Source organism: Rhodospirillaceae bacterium (genome assembly GCA_018662005.1).
In the GTDB taxonomy this organism is placed as follows: domain Bacteria; phylum Pseudomonadota; class Alphaproteobacteria; order Rhodospirillales; family JABHCV01; genus JACNJU01.
Map to the genome: position 1 here is coordinate 50,196 of JABJHA010000037.1, position 18,162 is coordinate 68,357.

The following is an 18,162-nucleotide window of genomic DNA, read 5'->3' on the forward strand; positions in this document are numbered from 1 at the left end:
ATTTCGTTAAATAATAGCCAAAAGGCGACGTTAGGATATTAATCGGCAGTCATTGACAGATCGTATTTAAGCTGTGATCTCGGGACCATAAATTGAAGTGCCTGAAAATAAAATTCAGACGCAGGCAGGTCAGAAAAAGATTGCTCAAATTTTGGAAATTTTGCGACAAATTCGTGATTCTCGCTGAATTTCAGCTCTTTCGGTCCAATTTTGTAGTGATCCAATGGGCGCCTGAATTTATCCTTCTTCCAGCTGACCAGATCAAAGTCGCAGATCAGTGCCTCAGGGGTTTTTCTGTCTTTCAGATTTATACGCTCCTGATGGCACAAGGTGATCAGGGTTTCGGCTGTCTCAAACACAGATGGGTTTTCCTGCCGGTCGATAAAGTTCTCAAGCGTAGCGATCAGGGCGGCGGCGATGCTGTCCCCGTCCAGGCAAATCATTCTCGCCCCGTATGAAACATTTAACAGCGTTGGCGGCCCCACCTGATTGCCGTTTTCACAGAACGCCTCATAGGCCGCCTGCTTCGCCGCTTCCGGTGTTTCGTACAGTTCGTCCAGGGCGGCGGCTTCAAGATTTTTGACAAAGTTTGTCCAGTTGGCAATCGATGAATTGACGCTGTCGGTGTCGCATAAATGGGCAATGTAATCGACAAGCGGAATACCGCTATGGCGCACAAACTGGAAGAACCACGTATAAAAACCCAGTGAGAAAATGGCGTAAAACATGAAGTTCAAACGCCGCATGAACTTGAAATCATCGAAGGAAAAGCTGTTTGTTGAAACCACAACTTCGTCCAGTTCAACGCAAAAGATGTCACCCAGATAGCCCTGATTGGCATTGATAAGGCGGAACCGGGATTGCACCTGATGCTTCTCGCGATAGCCGTCGCGGGCCATCTCGACACCATCGAGCATGATTAGGTTATTGATGTTGATGGCGTCAAAACCGCGGTCCAGAGCGTTGTTCAATAGCTGAATGAAACTGTCTTTGGTTTCATAAGGAAGGCCAAAAATCAGCTCTGTCGTGGAATTAAGGCCCTGTGATGAAGCCCACCCAATCGCTTCATCAAGTTGCTCAGGGGTCAGATTGCGCCGCTTGATCTCTTTTAAGGTATCGGGATTTTCCGTCTGCAGGGATAGGGCCATGCCGTAGAGCGTCATATTGCCCAAGTTGCCGATAACTTTTTTAGCCGTTTCACCAAAACGCTTGTCGTTATAAAAATAAATGCCCTTGGGATAGCCCCGGGTTTTGGAACTTTCCAGGATCATTTCAGACAACGCACCATCGCGTTCAATGATGCCAAAGTTTTCATCGACCAGATGCATGGGCAGGTGTGGCTTGTCCTTATAGTGATCGACAATGAAGGTGATTTCATCGCTCACCTGGGCGTAAGGAAATGCCCGTAGCTTGCCGCGATTTTTGCCGGAAACACAAAAAGTACAGGTGTAGGGACAAAGCCTGGAGGTTTGCAACTCGGCCAAATAGTCGCCACCAATAAACGGGTCCATGAGCCCTGTCAGGTATGGGGAATCCAGCTCTGCAAGGTCGAGAGACAAACCGACAACCGCTCCTTGCACAAGCTCACCGCCTTGTTTGAAAACGACGCCGTCAATGGGCGCTTGCCACATATCCTGCTTATCATTGGCCAGTCTTTCGCCAAGCAGACCGGCGAACCCCAACTCGCCCTCGTTGGCGACAAAGGCGTCAACCTGGGGGAACCTGTCAAAAAGTCTGGATTGCTGGGTGGTGTCCGTATCGACGGAAGGCCCACCCCAAACGACCAGCAACTGGTCACCCAGAACATCCCTCGCCTTCTCTGTCATGGCTTGGTTTAAGGCGGTATTCCAATAGTAAAAGGACAGGCCCAACACATCGGGTTTCTGGATTTTGATCTGCTCAAGCATCTCCTCGGGGTCTTTGAACAGGGTAATGTCGATATCTTCGGCGTACAGTTTCTTTGCATACGCCGCCACATATCCGATGTTTAACGGCACAAACAGATTGAAACGATTTTGGGCGTTGATATAGCTTAAATCACCCAAAAATATCTTTAGCTTTGCCAATTATTGACCCCTTTAAATGCGGGTAGAACAACATCTCGTTTTGCCCTTCCGCATGAAATAAAGATGTGCAAGCAATCAAAATAAAAACGGCAATTGAATCTTTGTAAACATTCTGAACTGACCAAGCAACAGGGCGGGGGACTTGCAATTTCGCTCAGGGTCAAAAGAAGACATAATTTCATGCCTCGATTAACTTCCCCCCAATCCACATAGCGGAGGCTGTTATCGCTTGATCTTAATGGCGCGAATGCGCCCGTCCGGGGTTTGGGTGCCTGGCTTATGACCTTCCGAAACGGGCCACCGGTCCCAGTGCTTCTTCGATGCGGATCAGCTGGTTGTATTTTGCCAGCCGGTCCGAACGACTTAGGGAGCCGGTTTTGATCTGCCCGGCATTGGTGGCGACAGCGATATCGGCGATCGTCGAGTCTTCGGTTTCGCCCGAACGGTGGGAAATCACTGCCGTGTAACCCGCCTTGTGGGCCATTTCCACGGCTTCCAGGGTTTCGCTCAAGGTGCCGATCTGGTTGACCTTGATCAGGATTGAGTTGGCGATGCCCTTATCGATGCCGTTTCTTAAACGCTTTGGATTGGTCACAAAAAGATCGTCACCGACAAGCTGGACCTTGGAGCCGATAGCGTCGGTCAATTGTTTCCAGCCATCCCAGTCATCTTCATCCAAGCCGTCTTCGATGGAAACAATAGGATAGCGGTTAACAAGGTCGGCGTAGTAGTCGCACATTCCGGCGGCGTCCAGACTTTTACCCTCACCGGCCAGTTCATATTTGCCGTCCTTGTAAAACTCGCTGGAAGCGGCGTCCAGCGCCAACGTCATATCCTCGCCCGGCTTGTATCCAGCGGCCTCAATAGCCTTCATGATGTAGCTCAAGGCATCGTCGGTACTGGAAAGACCCGGCGCAAAGCCGCCTTCGTCACCCACGTTGGTGTTGTGACCATCGTCCTGGAGCGCTTTTTTCAGGGCGTGGAAAACCTCCGCACCCATGCGCACGGCATCGACAATGCTTGTCGCGCCATCAGGCATAATCATGAATTCCTGAATATCGATGGGGTTATCGGCGTGGGCACCGCCATTGATGATATTCATCATTGGCACCGGAAGCAGCTGCGCGTTGGTGCCACCAATATAATTGTAAAGAGGCTGGGCCACCTCGTCAGCCGCCGCCTTGGCAACCGCAAGCGACACACCCAGCATGGCGTTAGCGCCCAGGCGGGATTTGTTTTCGGTGCCGTCCAGTTCGATCATCAATTGGTCAATAAGCAGCTGGTCTTCGGCGTCCATGCCTGACAGGGTCTCGAAAATCTCGCCATCAACGGCGGCGCAAGCCGTCTGCACACCTTTGCCGCCATAGCGCCCCTTGTCGGCGTCACGCAATTCGACAGCTTCGTGCGCGCCGGTGGATGCGCCCGAAGGAACGGCGGCACGGCCAAAAGCACCACTCTCAAGGGTGACGTCGACCTCAACGGTGGGGTTGCCCCGGCTGTCGAGAATTTCGCGGGCGTGAATATCGATAATGGCGGTCATGTTATTTCACTTTCAGATTTAGACGCTAACCGGGCGCTCTTTTGCGAGCCGGTCAAATTGAATCAATGTCTCAAGAATTTCCGGTAACTGCTTGACCGGAATCATGTTTGGTCCATCGCTGAGACCCTCATCAGGGTTTTCATGAGTCTCGATAAAGACCCCGGCGACGCCGATGGAAACGGCGGCCCGGGCGAGGACGGCAGCAAACTCGCGCTGACCACCCGACGTGTCACCCTGCCCGCCCGGCTGCTGGACCGAATGAGTGGCGTCAAAGATCACCGGGCAGCCGGTCCTGGCCAGCACCGGCAGCGCCCGCATATCGGAAACCAGGGTATTGTAGCCGAAGCTGGCGCCGCGTTCGCAGACCATGACATTGTCATTTCCGGTGCCGCGAACCTTGGCAACCACGTTGGCCATATCCCAGGGAGCCAGAAACTGGCCCTTTTTAACGTTGATGGTCAGCCCGGTATTGCCGGCGGCCAGCAGCAAATCAGTCTGGCGGCACAGAAAGGCCGGTATTTGCAAGACATCGACAACGCCGGAACGCTCAAGAACGCCGCACTGGTCGGCCGAATGTACGTCGGTCAGGACGGGGATCCCGTAAGTTTTGCGAATGTCGGCAAAGGCCATCAGCGCTTCGTCGACACCAACGCCGCGCGGGCTGTCGGCGCTGGTCCGGTTGGCCTTGTCAAACGAGGTTTTGAAAACCAGACCCAATTCCAGTTTTGCACAGATTTCCTTGAGCTTCCCTGCCATATCCATAGCGTGGTCATGACTTTCCATGGCGCAAGGACCGGCAATCAGGACCAGCGGCATGTCATTACCGAAGGTCACGGAACCGGCAGAGACGTGACGGCTTTCACTCATTGATTAGCCAGACCTTTAAACCAGTCGCGACTGCTCTAGCGCAGCGGCGATGAAGGATTCGAACAACGGATGGGGCGCAAACGGCTTTGATTTCAATTCCGGGTGGAACTGAACACCGATAAACCACGGATGACCGGGAATTTCAATAATTTCCGGTAGCACCCCGTCAGGTGATTTGGCTGAAAATACCATACCAGCCTTGGCCAATTGTCCTTCGTAGGCGAGGTTGACCTCGTAACGATGGCGATGTCGCTCGTTGATGTTGTCGGAGCCGTAAATCTGGCGAATATGGCTGTTGGGCTGCAACACCGCGTCATAACCGCCAAGCCGCATGGTGCCGCCCTTGTCACCTTCTTCGTGACGTTTTTCAATAATACCGTCGCGCTCCCATTCGGTAAGCAGACCAACAATGGGATCGTCGCACGGGCCGAACTCGGTCGAACCGGCACCCTTGATGCCAGCCAGGTTGCGGGCCGCCTCGATCACCGCCATCTGCATGCCCAAACAAATACCAAAATACGGCACCTCATGTTCGCGGGCGAATGTGGCGGCGGCGATTTTGCCTTCTACACCACGCTCACCAAAACCGCCGGGAACAAGAATACCGTGAACCCCGTCCAGATAATGAACAGTGTCCTCGCTTTCAAAGACTTCCGAATCAATCCAGTTCAACTTGACCTTGACGTTATTGGCGATACCGCCATGGGTAAGCGCCTCGGCCAGGGATTTGTAGGCTTCCAGAAGCCCTGTGTACTTGCCGACAACGGCGATGTTGACTTCACCTTCGGGTTGCAGGACACGCATCAGGATATCCTGCCAGCGCTCCAGGCTTGGTGCAGGGGCATCGATACCAAAGTACTGACAGACCTGCTGGTCCAGACCCTCTTCATGGTAGCTGATCGGCACCCCGTAGATACTGTTCACATCAAGGGCGGAGATCACATTGTCGGGGCGAATGTTGCAGAACAGGGCGATCTTGCGTTTCTCGTCGGCGGGGATCTCCCGGTCGGCCCGACACAACAGCATGTCCGCCTGAATACCAACCCCTAGCAATTCCTTGACCGAGTGCTGGGTAGGCTTAGTCTTGAGCTCACCGGCCGTTGGAATATAGGGCAGCAAGGTCAGGTGCAAATACATCGCCCGTTCCCGGCCCAACTCGTTGCCAAGCTGACGAATGGCTTCAAGGAAAGGCAAACCTTCAATATCGCCGACGGTGCCGCCGATCTCGCAAAGAATGAAATCCTCATCCTCGATATTGCCAAGGACGAATTCCTTAATGGCGTCGGTGATGTGGGGAATGACCTGAATGGTCGCCCCCAGATAGTCGCCCCGCCTCTCCTTGGCGATCACGTCAGAATAGATACGACCGGTGGTGATGTTATCGCTTTGACGGGCATGAACGCCGGTGAAGCGCTCATAGTGACCAAGGTCCAGATCCGTTTCAGCGCCGTCGTCGGTGACGAAGACCTCGCCGTGCTGATAGGGGCTCATGGTCCCCGGATCGACGTTAATATAGGGATCGAGCTTGCGCAGGCGGACCTTGAATCCACGTGCCTGAAGCAACGCGCCCAGGGCCGCTGATGCCAAACCTTTTCCGAGCGATGAAACCACGCCGCCAGTGATGAAGATAAACCGCGTCATGGAATTACTTTGTACAGGATTCGGGTGGGCGACGGGAAGAGCAGAAACACCGAAATCGAAAATAAATGCAAAAGAAAAGGCGGCTGACTTGCCGCCTTCATATTTATTTCCCTGGAATGCTTCATTTCGCCTCTTTCTTTTTGTTTTTGTTGGGGCTCTTAAAGTCTATTGGGCTTGTGGAACTTTTGGCCCATCAGGCTCAACGGGTTCGGCTGGCTCCTCAACAGCAGCCGGTTTATCCATAATCGATGTCGGATTGCGATCACCCCCGGCCATGATCGCCAGGATCAGGGATGTCGACATAAACCCGGCAGCCAGAACCCCCGTTGTCCGGGTCAGAAAATTAGCCGTATCGCGGCCGGTCATAAAACCGCCCATACCACCGCCGCCACCGCCTCCGCCGCCCATACCAAGGCCACCGCCTTCACTGCGTTGAAGCAGGACGGTGCCAACAAGGGCGATCGCGAGAATAAGATGAATAACAATAATGACCGTGAGCATGATCAGGTTCCGGATTGATTAAGGGCTTAAAATAAAAACAAGTGTTGGCGCAGCTTTTAATCCCTGTTGACAGGGATTGCTAGGAGAAAGTTTGCGCCATGTATTTTCCCTTAAGGGCAACTCTCGCCAATCGTCCAGAAATCTTCGGGCTTCAGGCTGGCGCCGCCGATCAGGCCGCCGTCGACATCGGCCAGGGCCAATAATTCTTCGGCGTTGCCCGGGTTCATGGAACCGCCGTACAAAAGCCGCACACCATCGGCTACATCCTGGCCCAACTTGCTGGCCAGCTCTGCGCGGATGAAGGCATGTACTTCCTGCACTTCGTCGCTGGTTGGTGTGCGACCAGTGCCGATGGCCCACACCGGTTCGTAAGCAACGACCGTGTTGGCGGCCGTGGCGCTGTCCGGAACCGAACCGGCGATCTGGCTTTTGACCACATTCAGGGTCTCGCCCGCGTCACGTTCGGCCTCTGTCTCGCCAATGCAGATAATAGCGTTCAGGCCGGCGCCATTGACCGCTTCGGCCTTGGCTTTGACCAGTTCGTCACTTTCGCCGTGATCGGCGCGGCGTTCGGAATGACCGACAATAATTGATGAGCAACCGGCATCGGCAAGCATGGCACATGAAATATCACCCGTATGGGCACCCTGCCCGGCGGTATGGCAATCCTGAGCACCCACATGCAAAGGTGTGCCCGAAGCAGCCGCAACAACCGCACCGATCAATGTATAGGGCGGACAAACCAACATATCGAAAGGGATATCGCCTGCTGTTTGCAAATTTCCTGCGACGGCACGGGCCAGGGCCACGCCATCGTCCTGCAATCCGTTCATTTTCCAGTTTCCGGCGATAAGAATACGTCTGGCAGCAGTCATGGTTTGGTTCCTTAAATTTCAAGTCAAATCAGCGGCCACATTCCTAACACAGGCGACCCAAATGACAAATCCCCCTAATGGGTGGGCGAAGGGCATTAATTCACTGGTTGCCCCCCCACCCCGGCGCTCTTATGATGCCGCCGACTTTCTAACATTTTGGACCAAAGAACACATTCATGCTTGAAGCCATTCGTAAACGTTCCGCCGGTATCGTCGTCAAGAGCCTGCTAGGGCTATTGATCCTGAGTTTCGCCATGTGGGGGATCGCCGATGTTTTTAACCCCAGCGGCAGAGACCAAACCCTTGCCACCATTGGTGAAATCGAAGTTCAACCCGAACAGGTACGGCGTGAATACCAACGTGAAATCGAGCGTTTATCGACCGCTTTCGGGACCCGTCTTGACGCAGAACAGGCACGCATGTTTGGCATCGGACAGGCCGTCGTTCAGCGCCTGGTCGAGCGCTCCCTGTATGACCTGGGTGCGCGTGAGTTGGGTATTCTGGTCAATGATGACCTTGTCCGTCGGGATATTCGTAATTTTAGCGGCTTCAAAAACGCCAATGGTGAATTTGAACGGGCCCGCTTTTCGCAAGTCCTGCAATCCAATCGCCTGTCCGAAGGCGCTTATATTGAAATGACCAGAAACGATATCGCCCGCAAACAGTACCTGAGCATGATCAACTCCAAGACGCTGGCGCCCAAACAACTGGCCCGTGCGCTCTATACATATCGCAACGAGCAACGCATCGCCGAAACCGTGACCTTCAAATACGACGCTGTGAGCAGTGTTGCTGAACCGGACACTGCTGCATTAACCAAATTTCACAACGACAATGCGCAAAGCTACACCGCACCCGAATACCGCAACCTGACTTTCATCAGTTTGACGGCGGAAGAAATCGCCAAGGAAATGGCCATATCCGACGACACCATCGCCACAGCCTATGAAGAAAGGATCGGCGAATATTCCGAACCCGAAAAACGCGATCTTCTGCAAATTCGTTTCAAGGATGAAGCCAGTGCCGGGGCCGGTTACGACAGACTGCAAGCCGGCGACGATTTTTTGAAAATTGCCAAGGAACTGGCTGATATGGAACCTGAGGCCACGCAATTGGGAAGTATGAAGCAGTCTGAACTGCTTCCAGGGCTTGCCGAAGCCGCCTTCGGGCTTGTTCCCGAGGGTTACACAAAACCCCTGAAAAGCGTTCTGGGATGGCATATCCTGCGCCTGAAAAGCATTCAGGCGGCACGCAGTAAATCTCTTGAAGAAGTCACCCCGGAACTGGAAAAAACGATCGCCGCCGAACAGGCTATCGATTCTTTGTATAATCTTGCCAACCGGATGGAAGATCATCTTGGTGGGGGTTCCTCCCTTGAAGAAACCGCTCTCGCCCTGAATTTGACCCTTAAAAAACAGGCTGACGTCAGCAAAACCGGTATGACCCCTGCTGAAACCAAAGTCTCGGGCCTGCCGGCAGGCAATTTCCTCGAAGTCGCTTTTTCCACCCCAAACGGGCAGGAAAGTTCCTTAACGGAAGCCGGTGATGATGGTTATTTCATCGTCCGCGTCGACAACGTGACCGAGTCCGCCCTTCGCCCCCTTGAGAGTGTCAGGGCAAATGTCGTTGCCGGTTGGCAAGACCAGAAGCGAAGAGAGATCGCCCAAAAAAGCGCCGACGCCCTGATTGAAAAAATCAATAGTGGCGGCGATTTTGCCAAACTGGCGGCTGAAAAAGGCTTGAGCGTTACATCGAGAGAACCTGTCGGTCGCAATGGCGGTCAAGGACTGCCGCGTGATTTGATCAGTGGCTTGTTTGAAGCCAAAATCGGAAAAGCCGTGGCGGCTGCCGGTGGTGACGGTTATATCGTCGCCCTATTGAAAGAGACCCTGTCTGCGAACCCGATCGCCGATGCTGACAAGGTCAAGGCCTTAAGCGGAGAGCTTAGCAATTCCATTCGCGGCGACCTGATGAGCCAGCTCGCCCAAGGCCTTCGTCAGTGGTACCCGGTGAGTGTTAATGCCGAGGCCATCAACGCCCAGTTTTAGATTTAAACTCATGGACCTTTTTCCGGACGCTTCCGCTTTTAAGAAAGCTTATCAGGCTGGAACTTCCCAGGTTGTCTGGACGACCCTTGTATCGGATCTGGACACGCCGGTTTCGGCGTTCCTAAAACTGGCCAAGGATCAGGCAAACAGTTTCCTGCTGGAATCAGTTGAGGGCGGGGCTATTCGCGGTCGCTATTCGTTCATCGGCCTGAAACCGGACTTGATCTGGCGCTGCGTTGGCGACAAGGCCGAAATCAACCGACAGGCCGCGACCAATGCCGACGCCTTCGAGGCTTGCGACGAACCTTCAATCCCATCGCTTAAAGCACTGGTCGAAGAATCCTGTATCGATCTGCCTTACGGTCTGCCGCCGATGGCCGCCGGTCTTGTCGGTTATATGGCTTACGACAGTGTGCGACTGGTCGAGAACCTTCCTGACATAAATCCTGATGTGCTGGGTGTGCCCGATGGTATTTTTGTTCGCCCGACGATCATGGCCGTGTTTGACACCATTGAAGACACGGTCACACTGATCACCCCGGCCAGGCCTGTAGAGGGTATCAGCGCTGATGATGCTTTCGATAACGCCGTGAACCGGTTGGCTGAAGCCGTCTCGCTGATGGAAAGCAGCCTGCCCCAGCAAAGCGACCGTAAGGAGCTGGAGACGCCTGAGCCGGTCTCCAACATGCCCCATAGTCGCTTTCACGAAATTGTCGAAAAAGCCAAACAGTACATTCTGGCCGGTGATATCTTTCAGGTTGTCCTGTCGCAGCGCTTTGCCGTGCCGTTCAAACTGCCGCCGTTTTCCTTGTACCGGGCCTTGCGCCGTCTGAACCCTTCACCATTCCTTTTTCACCTCAATTTCGGTGATTTTTCCATCGTCGGCTCAAGCCCTGAAATTCTCGTGCGGGTGCGCGAGGGCAAGGTGACGATCCGGCCCATCGCCGGAACAAGGCCGCGCGGGGCGACGCCTGATGAAGACGAGGCGCTGGCCGCAGAACTTCTCGCCGATCCAAAAGAACTTGCCGAACACCTGATGCTTCTTGATCTTGGTCGCAACGATGTCGGACGGGTCGCCAAGGTCGGCACCGTCAAGGTCACAGAGCAGATGAAGATCGAGCGCTATTCCCACGTCATGCACATTGTCTCCAATGTGGAGGGCGAACTGGCCCCGGACTACGACGCCATTGGCGCCCTTTTCGCAGGCTTCCCGGCAGGCACGGTGTCAGGCGCACCGAAAGTCCGGGCGATGGAAATTATCGACGAACTGGAGAATGAAAAACGCGGCATTTATGCGGGTTGCATCGGCTACTTCGGCGCTAACGGCGATATGGATACCTGCATCGCGCTCCGTACCGCCGTGGTCAAGGATGACACCATGTACGTTCAGGCTGGCGGTGGCATCGTTGCCGATAGCGACCCGGAAGCCGAATACCAGGAAAGCCGTAACAAGGCCCGCGCCCTGATCCGCGCCGCCGAAGAAGCGGTTCGCTTCGCCAGCGCCCGCAATTAAAAACACCCCCGAGGTTTCCCCCGGGGGTGTTTGAAAATTCAATTTTATTGTAAATTAGACGCGTGAGAACTGTTTCAATTCTCTTGTCAGGTGGTTGAGAAAACTGCTGACTTTGCCGAGTTCTTGATGCCCCTTTTCGACTTCGGCTTTAAGCTTTTCGATATCCTTGAACATTTTCTTGTCCTTGGATTTTTCCATCTTTTCGATTTCATGCAGCATACCCTTGAGCTTTTCTTCCAGGTGACGAGCCCTGTTTTTAAGATGGCGGCCCAGTTCATCGGCCATTCTTATGCCATTTCTTAATTGCTCTTTCACCTTGTGGTGCATGAAAGCGATCTTTTTCATTTCATGTTGAAATTTGTTGAGCTCGTGTTCGGCCTGCTTCTTCTCATTTTCGTTTTTGGCTTTTTTCAGCTTCCCCCGCAATTCACTGAAAACCTTCTTCATTTCCTCGCCCTTACGGTCTAATTGTTTGTCTTCTTCCGCTATTTTGCGTAGGTGATGAATAATATTGATGGCTTCGTGCTCGGCCTGCTGAAGGGCGGCCAACTGAACGTTTTCGGCTACTGCGGTTGTCGGGTTGAGTGCGCTGAAAGCGATCATTGCGGCGGTGGTTGTAATGGCCAGTGTCTTGAACATTTGAAATTCTCCTGTTGAATAAATCATGAAACCGTTTGTGTCTGTATGGCGACGATATTTTCAGAAATGTTAAAATATAACCAATATATAGATTTTATATTTTATATTGAATTTTTCAATATATAGAGAAAAACCAAGCCATGCCGTATCCCGGTGGAGGGCGTCGGGCTGTCATTTTTCGTGAAAATTTGTTACTATGGTCTGTTCAATGTCGCAGGAGGACTGAATGATGGCGAGGAAATCAGGCATCCGGGCCCAGAGCAAACACCCTGGCGTCAGTATGCTTTTAACATCTGCAATTATGGCGGTGCTACTAACACCCTTCGTTTCCCTGGGCGCAGGTGGCGAGGAAACCGTCAATGGTTTGCGTCAGGCGGGTTGGCAAATGGTTGAAAAGACCGCCCATGATGAATGGTTGGCGGGCATTGCACCGTATGAAGATCTGGGTCGCCTGATCTATGTTGTTACCTACACTATGCAGAAAGACGACAAAACGATGACCTGCACTTTGGCCAGGGACAACATGCATGACACCTTCCAGCAAAGTTGCAGCCCGGCAAAATAAAAGCCTTTAAACCGAACCGGCGAATTCAAATCCGGCATCATCCACAGCCTGAGCAATCACGGCCTGATCGTCACAACCGTCAACGGTTATCTGCTTGGCATCCAGATTAACGCTAATATCGGACTGTGGCGCCGCTGTCTTGATGGCGTTTGTGACCGCGTTGGCGCACCCCTGGCACGTCATTCCCAAAACACTGTAGGTCGCTGACATCGTCTTATTCCCTTTCCCGAAACAATGACCTCATTAAAGACCTTCCCGCAGCGGGAAGGTCAAGGGCTGGCGTTACGCAGGACAAGGGTTGTCAGCGGCACCAGCGTGAAGCCCCGCCCCTCAATGTCCTTAAGCCATTCACTTAAGGCCCTGATCGTGACGTCCCTTGGATGGCCGATGGCAATCACCGAGCCTTTGGAGCGGGCCAGTTGTTCAACTTTCCTCAACTGGGCATGGACAGCCTCGATGGTGTTTTCGTGATCGAGGAAAATATTACGTTCGGCCACGGGCACGCCCATTTTCCGGGCCAGTTTTGCGCCAACTGTCCGGCCCGAGGTTCGCGAGTCGAGAAATAACAATCCCCGGTTTTTGATTTCCTCAATGACAATACTCATGGCCTTGCTGTTAGCGGTAAACTTCGAGCCCATGTGGTTGTTGACCCCGACATACGTGGAAAAACGCCCGAAACTCCATTCAAGACGACGACGCAGTTCATCATCACTTAACGACGTCAGCAAAGCGTTTGGACCCGGATCGACTGCGCTTGAACCCGGCTCCATGGACACATGCAGCATCAATTCGTGGCCCCGGTTGCGGGCTCTTTGGGTTTGCTTTTCGATATCCTTGGCGTAGGTCAGGAACGACAAGGTCAATGGCCCTTGTAAATCAATGGCCAGGGCGGAACGTCTTTTGTCGACCCCCATGTCATCAATAACAATGGCAATCAGTGGTTTTTGACCGCTAACGGGTGTCGCCACCGAATATTTTCGCCACCGTTGCAATTCCGGGGTTGCCGGTAACGCCGCCACTTGCGGCGCACTCACCTGTTCTGGGGCCCTTTCAACAACCGGCGGCACATAGGTTTCCTTGGGCAACGCTTCTTCGTAGGCGCGGGCGTCCTGCTGGTCTTCAACTTCAGGGAACAAGGGCAAGTCCGGCGTCGTAATCATTGACGGTGGCGGGCTTTGCTGCTGATACCAGGGTGTCGGTTTGGGCTTCGCGGAAGTTTGCCCAGCAACCTGATCGGGATCAGGTTTTTTTTGAACAGGTCCAATAAAAAAGGTGGTCAGCAAGTAGGCGGCTATAATGACCGCCAGCAAAGACCCCGCATAGGCCATTTGGCGTCCAAAATTTGGCCGAAACTGTTTTCGCTCACTTTCCACTACTTGGTCAGTCCATCAAGGATTGGGCAATCCGGCCTGTCGTCGCCGTGACAATTGTTGGTCAGGCTAATCAGGGTTTCGCGGATTGAATTGAGCTCTTCGATCTTATCCTCGATTTCCTTGATGTGTTCAATGGCCAGGTTCTTAACATCGCTGCTGACCCGGTTTTTGTCCTGCCACAAGGTCAGCAAATTGCCGACATCCTTGACCGAAAAACCAAGCCCGCGGGCCCGTTGAACAAAACGCAGGGTTTCAACGTCCTTTACCTGATAATGGCGATAACCGTTTTCGGCTCGTATGGGAGCCGGAATCAGACCAATTTCCTCGTAATAACGAATGGTCTTTGCAGGGACGCCGGTTTGTTCGGATACGCTACCGATATTCATCGTTTTCACCCCTTTTCATGAATTAATCAGGAATAGCTTACATTAAACTGGAATGTTTGTATCTTTATAATTTAAATTTTAAATTATGTTGTTTTTCAACATATTACGATCATACTAGAACTATTGAATTATTGAGGAGAGCTGTTATAATGCAACCATGAAAACACAAAATGATCCGTTGATAGAAGAAATGGCTGAACGCATGGAGGCACTGGGAAATCCGGTTCGCCTGGCGATCTTTCGCGCCCTGATCAAGGCTGGCGAAAACGGCGCCAATGTTGGCACCATTCAGACTGTCATCGACATTCCTGCTTCAACCCTGACCCACCACATCCAGAAACTGGTCAAGGCGGGATTGGTATCCCAACACCGTCACAGCCGGGAACTGATCTGCCGGGCCGAATTTGAAGCTATGGACGCAACCATCGATTATCTTAAAGACGAATGCTGTCAGGGGCTTGGCCTCCTGCAAAGGAAAGTAGAGCAATTATGAGCACCATCGTTATGACCTTGGGTCGCGGTATTAACAAAATCGACAATGCCGTTTTGGCAATAATCCTGATAGGGATCAGCATTGCCTTTGGCCTGCCCGGCGATGACGCCTTGGAAAGCCTGCGTTTCACCACAAGCAGTCTTTTGGGTATATCGCCGTTCCTGATTTTCAGCGCCATGGCCGCCGCTTACTTAAGCGCTGCCGGTGCCGACAAGATGATCGGCCGGGTTTTCAGCGGCCACGGCATCAAAGTGATCGCGGCGGCCGCCCTGTTTGGGGCTTTGTCGCCGTTTTGCTCGTGCGGGGTCATTCCGATTATCGCCGCCCTGCTCGCCGCCGGTGTTCCCCTTCCCGCTGTTATGGCTTTCTGGTTGTCTTCGCCGATTATGGACCCGGAAATGTTCGTCCTGACCGTTGGTGGCTTAAACTTTGAATTCGCCGTCGCCAAAACCATCGCGGCCTTCGCTATTGGGATCTTTGGCGGCCTTGCGACGCGGGCCGTACAACGTTCAGGCGGTTTCGCATCGCCATTGAAAGCCGAGGTTGCGGGTTGTGGATCGTCATGCAAGCCGCAAATCAGTGATGAAAAACCATTGTGGGCATTCTGGAAGGAAGCCGAACGCAAACAGGAATTCGGCTCGATCTTTACCGTCACCGTGCTGTTCCTGGGTAAATGGCTGCTACTCGCCTTCATGCTGGAAAGTCTGATGGTCATGTATCTGCCAGCCGACACCGTCGCCCAGTGGCTCGGCAATGACAGCACCTTCGCCCTGCCGCTGGCGGTGATCGCTGGTGTTCCGGCCTACATGAACGGCTACGCGGCCATTCCGCTGGTTGCGGGCCTGATGGATAGCGGCATGGCCCCAGGTCCGGCCCTGGCCTTCATGACGGCCGGTGCGGTAACCTCGATCCCGGCTGCCATCGCCGTTTTCGCGCTGGTCCGCCGCCCGGTTTTCCTGTGGTATCTGCTGCTGGCAGCCGTTGGTTCGCTGGCCGTTGGGCAGGTTTTTCAGGTTTATATGGGTTTATAATTATCCCTCAAGCGCCGGGCGGGTTCTCCGACCCCTTGGGCTCGCCGTATAAGCGGCGGCCCGCAGTCGCGGGCTTGGGTAATCAAATTTGGCGACGCCAGTAATGGCTCCTGTTGCCAATTGGAACTTGGCTTCCAGAGGCTTAAGCCAAGCGAACGGAGTGAGCGCCCGGCGCTTGAGGGGCAATAATTGAGGGGCTTTAATATAATTTCCTAAACCTTCCACCTCTTCAACAACAGCGAGTTGGAAACCACCGAGACGCTGCTCATGGCCATGGCCGCGCCTGCAATCACCGGACTTAACAGGCCCGCTGCTGCTAATGGAATGCCGATGATGTTGTAGATGAAGGCCCAGAACAGGTTCTGGCGGATTTTGCTGTAGGTAGCGCCGGAAATCCTGATCGACGCCGCGATGAGCAGCGGATCACCACGCATCAGGGTTATCCCCGCCGTATGCATGGCGACATCGGTGCCTGTTCCCATGGCGATGCCGACGTCAGCGGCGGCAAGGGCCGGAGCATCATTGATACCATCACCAACCATGGCGACGATGCGTCCAGCAGCTTGTAAGGACGTCACTTCACGGGCTTTGTCTTCGGGCAAAACTTCGGCAATGACCCGGTCGACACCGGCAGCAAGGGCGACGGAGGCAGCGCTTCTGGCGTTATCACCGGTCAGCATGACGGTTTCGATGCCAGAACTTTTCAAGCGAGCAACAGCAGCGGCAGCGTTTTCCTTGATGGCGTCAGCAACGGCGATCAGTCCCAACAGCCGCTTTTCGGGAGATATTTCAGCAACCCACATGACAGTGGCCCCATCCTCTTCAAAAGCTACGGCCTGAGCTTCCAGAGACCCCAGAACGAAGCCCTGCTCATCCAAAAGCCTGCGATTGCCAATGAGCAGTATCTGGTCATCAAGTTCTGCCTCAAGGCCACGGCCGGGATGGCTTTTAAAGGACTTCAGAGCCATAAGGGGTCTCTCCCCTGCCCGTTCAAGCACCGCATGAGCTAACGGATGTTCACTGCCCTGTTGGGCCGCCGCCGCTTTGGCAATCAAGGCGTCGACGTCGCCATCCAGGGCAACAACCTCACGTACCGAAGGTTTGCCTTGCGTGAGCGTGCCGGTTTTGTCGAGCACAACCGTGTTGACCCGGTGGGCTCGCTCAAGGGCTTCGGCGTCCTTGATCAGGATGCCGAAGCGGGCCGCAGAGCCTGTCCCGGCCATAATCGCCGTCGGTGTGGCAAGGCCAAGGGCGCACGGACAGGCGATGACCAGTACGGTGACGGCGTTAATAATGGCCGTCGCCATATCAACAGCGCCAAAAGCCATCCAGCCCGCAAACGTCAGGGCGGCGATGACGACGACAACGGGTACGAAGACGGCGGCGATTTTGTCGACCAGCCGCTGAACCGGCGCTTTCGTCGCCTGGGCGCTTTGGATCAGGGCGATAATCCGGGCCAGAGCCGAGCCCGACCCGACCGTCGTCGCCCGAACTTTAAGCAACCCCTCGCCATTGATAGCGCCACCGGTAACGGTATCCCCGGGGGCCTTTTCAACCGGCAGGCTCTCACCGGTAATCAGTGATTCATCGCAAGCTGAGACACCGTCAATAATCTCGCCATCGACGGCGATCCGCTCGCCGGGGCGGATAATGACCACATCACCGCTCTGCACCAGAGTCGAGGGAATTTCGACCTCAACACCGTCACGCAGAACGCGGGCGGATTCGGGACGCAGGTCCATCAAGGCCCGGATCGCCGCTGTCGTGCCGCGCTTGGCCCGGGTTTCAAGCAGTTTGCCCAGCAAAACCAGAGTGATAACAGCGGCCCCGGCCTCGAAATACAAATGACCATCGCCCGCCAGTTCCGGCACCACCAGTATGGCCACACTCAGCCAGTAAGCCGCCGAGGTGCCGAGCACCACCAATAGGTCCATATTGCCCGACCCTGCCTTAAGCGCACCCCAGGCAGGCTTGTAAAAGCGCGCCCCGGCAACAAACTGGACCGGCGTCGCCAGCAGCAATTGCAGCATCGGCGACAAGGCAAATTCGTTGCCTGACAACATCGACAGCATTTGCACGATAAAGGGGGCCGTCAGCAGGGCTGATCCGCTAAAAACCACAAGATCATGGCGGGCACGGCTTTGGGCGCGGCGCTCGTCTTCAACAAACTGGGCGTCCTCGCCGCTGACCATGGCGGCACCAAAGCCGGTCTTCTCAACAGCCGCAATCAGGTCTGCCGGTCCGATTGTTCCGAAATCTACACTGACACTTGCTTTTTCTGTCGCCAGATTGACCGTCGCCGAGCGCACCCCGTCCTGCTTCAACAGAACCTTTTCAACCCGCCCGACGCAGGACGCACACGTCATCCCGTCGATTGACAATTCATAAGTTTGCGGCGGCACCTTGAAGCCGGCCCGGACAATGGCCTCGGCAATGTCTGAAGGGCCAAGTGCCGCAGGATCAAAGGACACATCGGCCTGCTCAGTGGCAAGATTGACACTGGCCTCGCCGATGCCAGGCAATTTGCCAATCACCCGCTCAATGCTCGACGCGCAAGACGCACAGGTCATGCCTTCAACCGGAAACGAGACATGGCCCGTCAAATTTTCAAGCCCTTGATCCAT

16 protein-coding genes are annotated in these 18,162 nt (G+C 54.1%); 5 read left to right on the plus strand and 11 right to left on the minus strand.

The window, feature by feature from the left end; translation table 11 throughout:
* Positions 1-38: 38 nt before the first annotated feature.
* From HOL66_14365 to HOL66_14390, 6 genes are all read right to left on the minus strand, one after another.
* Positions 39-2,066, minus strand: coding sequence for a hypothetical protein (locus HOL66_14365; protein MBT5245417.1), 2,028 nt, complete (start codon positions 2,064-2,066; stop codon positions 39-41).
* A 277-nt stretch (positions 2,067-2,343) separates the two neighbouring features.
* A complete protein-coding gene (eno, locus tag HOL66_14370) occupies positions 2,344-3,606 on the minus strand; it encodes a phosphopyruvate hydratase (protein MBT5245418.1) in 1,263 nt (420 codons plus the stop codon).
* A gap of 18 nt (positions 3,607-3,624) precedes the next feature.
* Positions 3,625-4,473, minus strand: a complete 849-nt coding sequence (kdsA, locus tag HOL66_14375; protein MBT5245419.1) for a 3-deoxy-8-phosphooctulonate synthase — start codon at positions 4,471-4,473, stop codon at positions 3,625-3,627.
* Between the two features lie 15 nt (positions 4,474-4,488).
* Positions 4,489-6,114, minus strand: a complete 1,626-nt coding sequence (locus HOL66_14380) for a CTP synthase (protein MBT5245420.1) — start codon at positions 6,112-6,114, stop codon at positions 4,489-4,491.
* Positions 6,115-6,279: 165 nt separating this feature from the next.
* On the minus strand, positions 6,280-6,615 hold the full coding sequence (secG, locus tag HOL66_14385) for a preprotein translocase subunit SecG (GenBank protein ID MBT5245421.1): 336 nt from the start codon (positions 6,613-6,615) through the stop codon (positions 6,280-6,282).
* A 110-nt stretch (positions 6,616-6,725) separates the two neighbouring features.
* The gene (locus tag HOL66_14390) at positions 6,726-7,490 is read right to left on the minus strand and encodes a triose-phosphate isomerase (protein ID MBT5245422.1); all 765 of its coding nucleotides are present in this window, start codon (positions 7,488-7,490) and stop codon (positions 6,726-6,728) included.
* 176 nt (positions 7,491-7,666) lie between these two features.
* On the opposite strand from HOL66_14390, the gene HOL66_14395 reads away from it, so the two are divergent.
* Together HOL66_14395 and HOL66_14400 are read left to right on the plus strand one after the other, a co-directional pair.
* Positions 7,667-9,538 (plus strand): hypothetical protein, encoded by a 1,872-nt coding sequence (locus HOL66_14395; GenBank protein ID MBT5245423.1) that lies wholly within the window; start codon positions 7,667-7,669, stop codon positions 9,536-9,538.
* A gap of 10 nt (positions 9,539-9,548) precedes the next feature.
* A complete protein-coding gene (locus tag HOL66_14400) occupies positions 9,549-11,051 on the plus strand; it encodes an anthranilate synthase component I (protein ID MBT5245424.1) in 1,503 nt (500 codons plus the stop codon).
* A 54-nt stretch (positions 11,052-11,105) separates the two neighbouring features.
* Here the strand turns inward: HOL66_14400 and HOL66_14405 are convergent, their stop codons facing one another.
* Positions 11,106-11,690 carry a hypothetical protein gene (locus HOL66_14405; protein ID MBT5245425.1) on the minus strand — a complete coding sequence of 195 codons (585 nt, stop codon included), beginning with the start codon at positions 11,688-11,690 and terminating at the stop codon, positions 11,106-11,108.
* A 226-nt stretch (positions 11,691-11,916) separates the two neighbouring features.
* Between HOL66_14405 and HOL66_14410 the strand changes: the two genes are divergently transcribed.
* Positions 11,917-12,255, plus strand: coding sequence for a hypothetical protein (locus tag HOL66_14410; GenBank protein MBT5245426.1), 339 nt, complete (start codon positions 11,917-11,919; stop codon positions 12,253-12,255).
* A 6-nt stretch (positions 12,256-12,261) separates the two neighbouring features.
* On the opposite strand, the gene HOL66_14415 is transcribed toward HOL66_14410, so the two are convergent.
* The 3 genes from HOL66_14415 to cueR are packed head-to-tail and all read right to left on the minus strand — an operon-like array spanning position 12,262 to position 14,014.
* Positions 12,262-12,465 carry a heavy-metal-associated domain-containing protein gene (locus tag HOL66_14415; GenBank protein ID MBT5245427.1) on the minus strand — a complete coding sequence of 68 codons (204 nt, stop codon included), beginning with the start codon at positions 12,463-12,465 and terminating at the stop codon, positions 12,262-12,264.
* 59 nt (positions 12,466-12,524) lie between these two features.
* On the minus strand, positions 12,525-13,583 hold the full coding sequence (locus tag HOL66_14420; GenBank protein ID MBT5245428.1) for a divergent polysaccharide deacetylase family protein: 1,059 nt from the start codon (positions 13,581-13,583) through the stop codon (positions 12,525-12,527).
* 44 nt (positions 13,584-13,627) lie between these two features.
* Positions 13,628-14,014, minus strand: coding sequence for a Cu(I)-responsive transcriptional regulator (gene cueR / locus HOL66_14425; protein ID MBT5245429.1), 387 nt, complete (start codon positions 14,012-14,014; stop codon positions 13,628-13,630).
* 157 nt (positions 14,015-14,171) lie between these two features.
* Here cueR and HOL66_14430 point away from each other — a divergent pair, with 157 nt between their 5' ends.
* Both HOL66_14430 and HOL66_14435 read left to right on the plus strand, forming a co-directional pair.
* Positions 14,172-14,507: a helix-turn-helix transcriptional regulator gene (locus HOL66_14430; GenBank protein MBT5245430.1), complete on the plus strand. Its 336-nt coding sequence runs from the start codon at positions 14,172-14,174 to the stop codon at positions 14,505-14,507.
* Entirely contained in the window at positions 14,504-15,538 is a 1,035-nt protein-coding gene (locus HOL66_14435; GenBank protein ID MBT5245431.1) for a permease, read from the plus strand. Before HOL66_14430 ends, HOL66_14435 begins: the two co-directional genes overlap by 4 nt.
* Positions 15,539-15,750: 212 nt before the next feature.
* Here HOL66_14435 and HOL66_14440 read toward each other — a convergent pair whose 3' ends face one another.
* On the minus strand, positions 15,751-18,141 hold the full coding sequence (locus HOL66_14440) for a copper-translocating P-type ATPase (GenBank protein MBT5245432.1): 2,391 nt from the start codon (positions 18,139-18,141) through the stop codon (positions 15,751-15,753).
* Positions 18,142-18,162 lie beyond the last annotated feature (21 nt).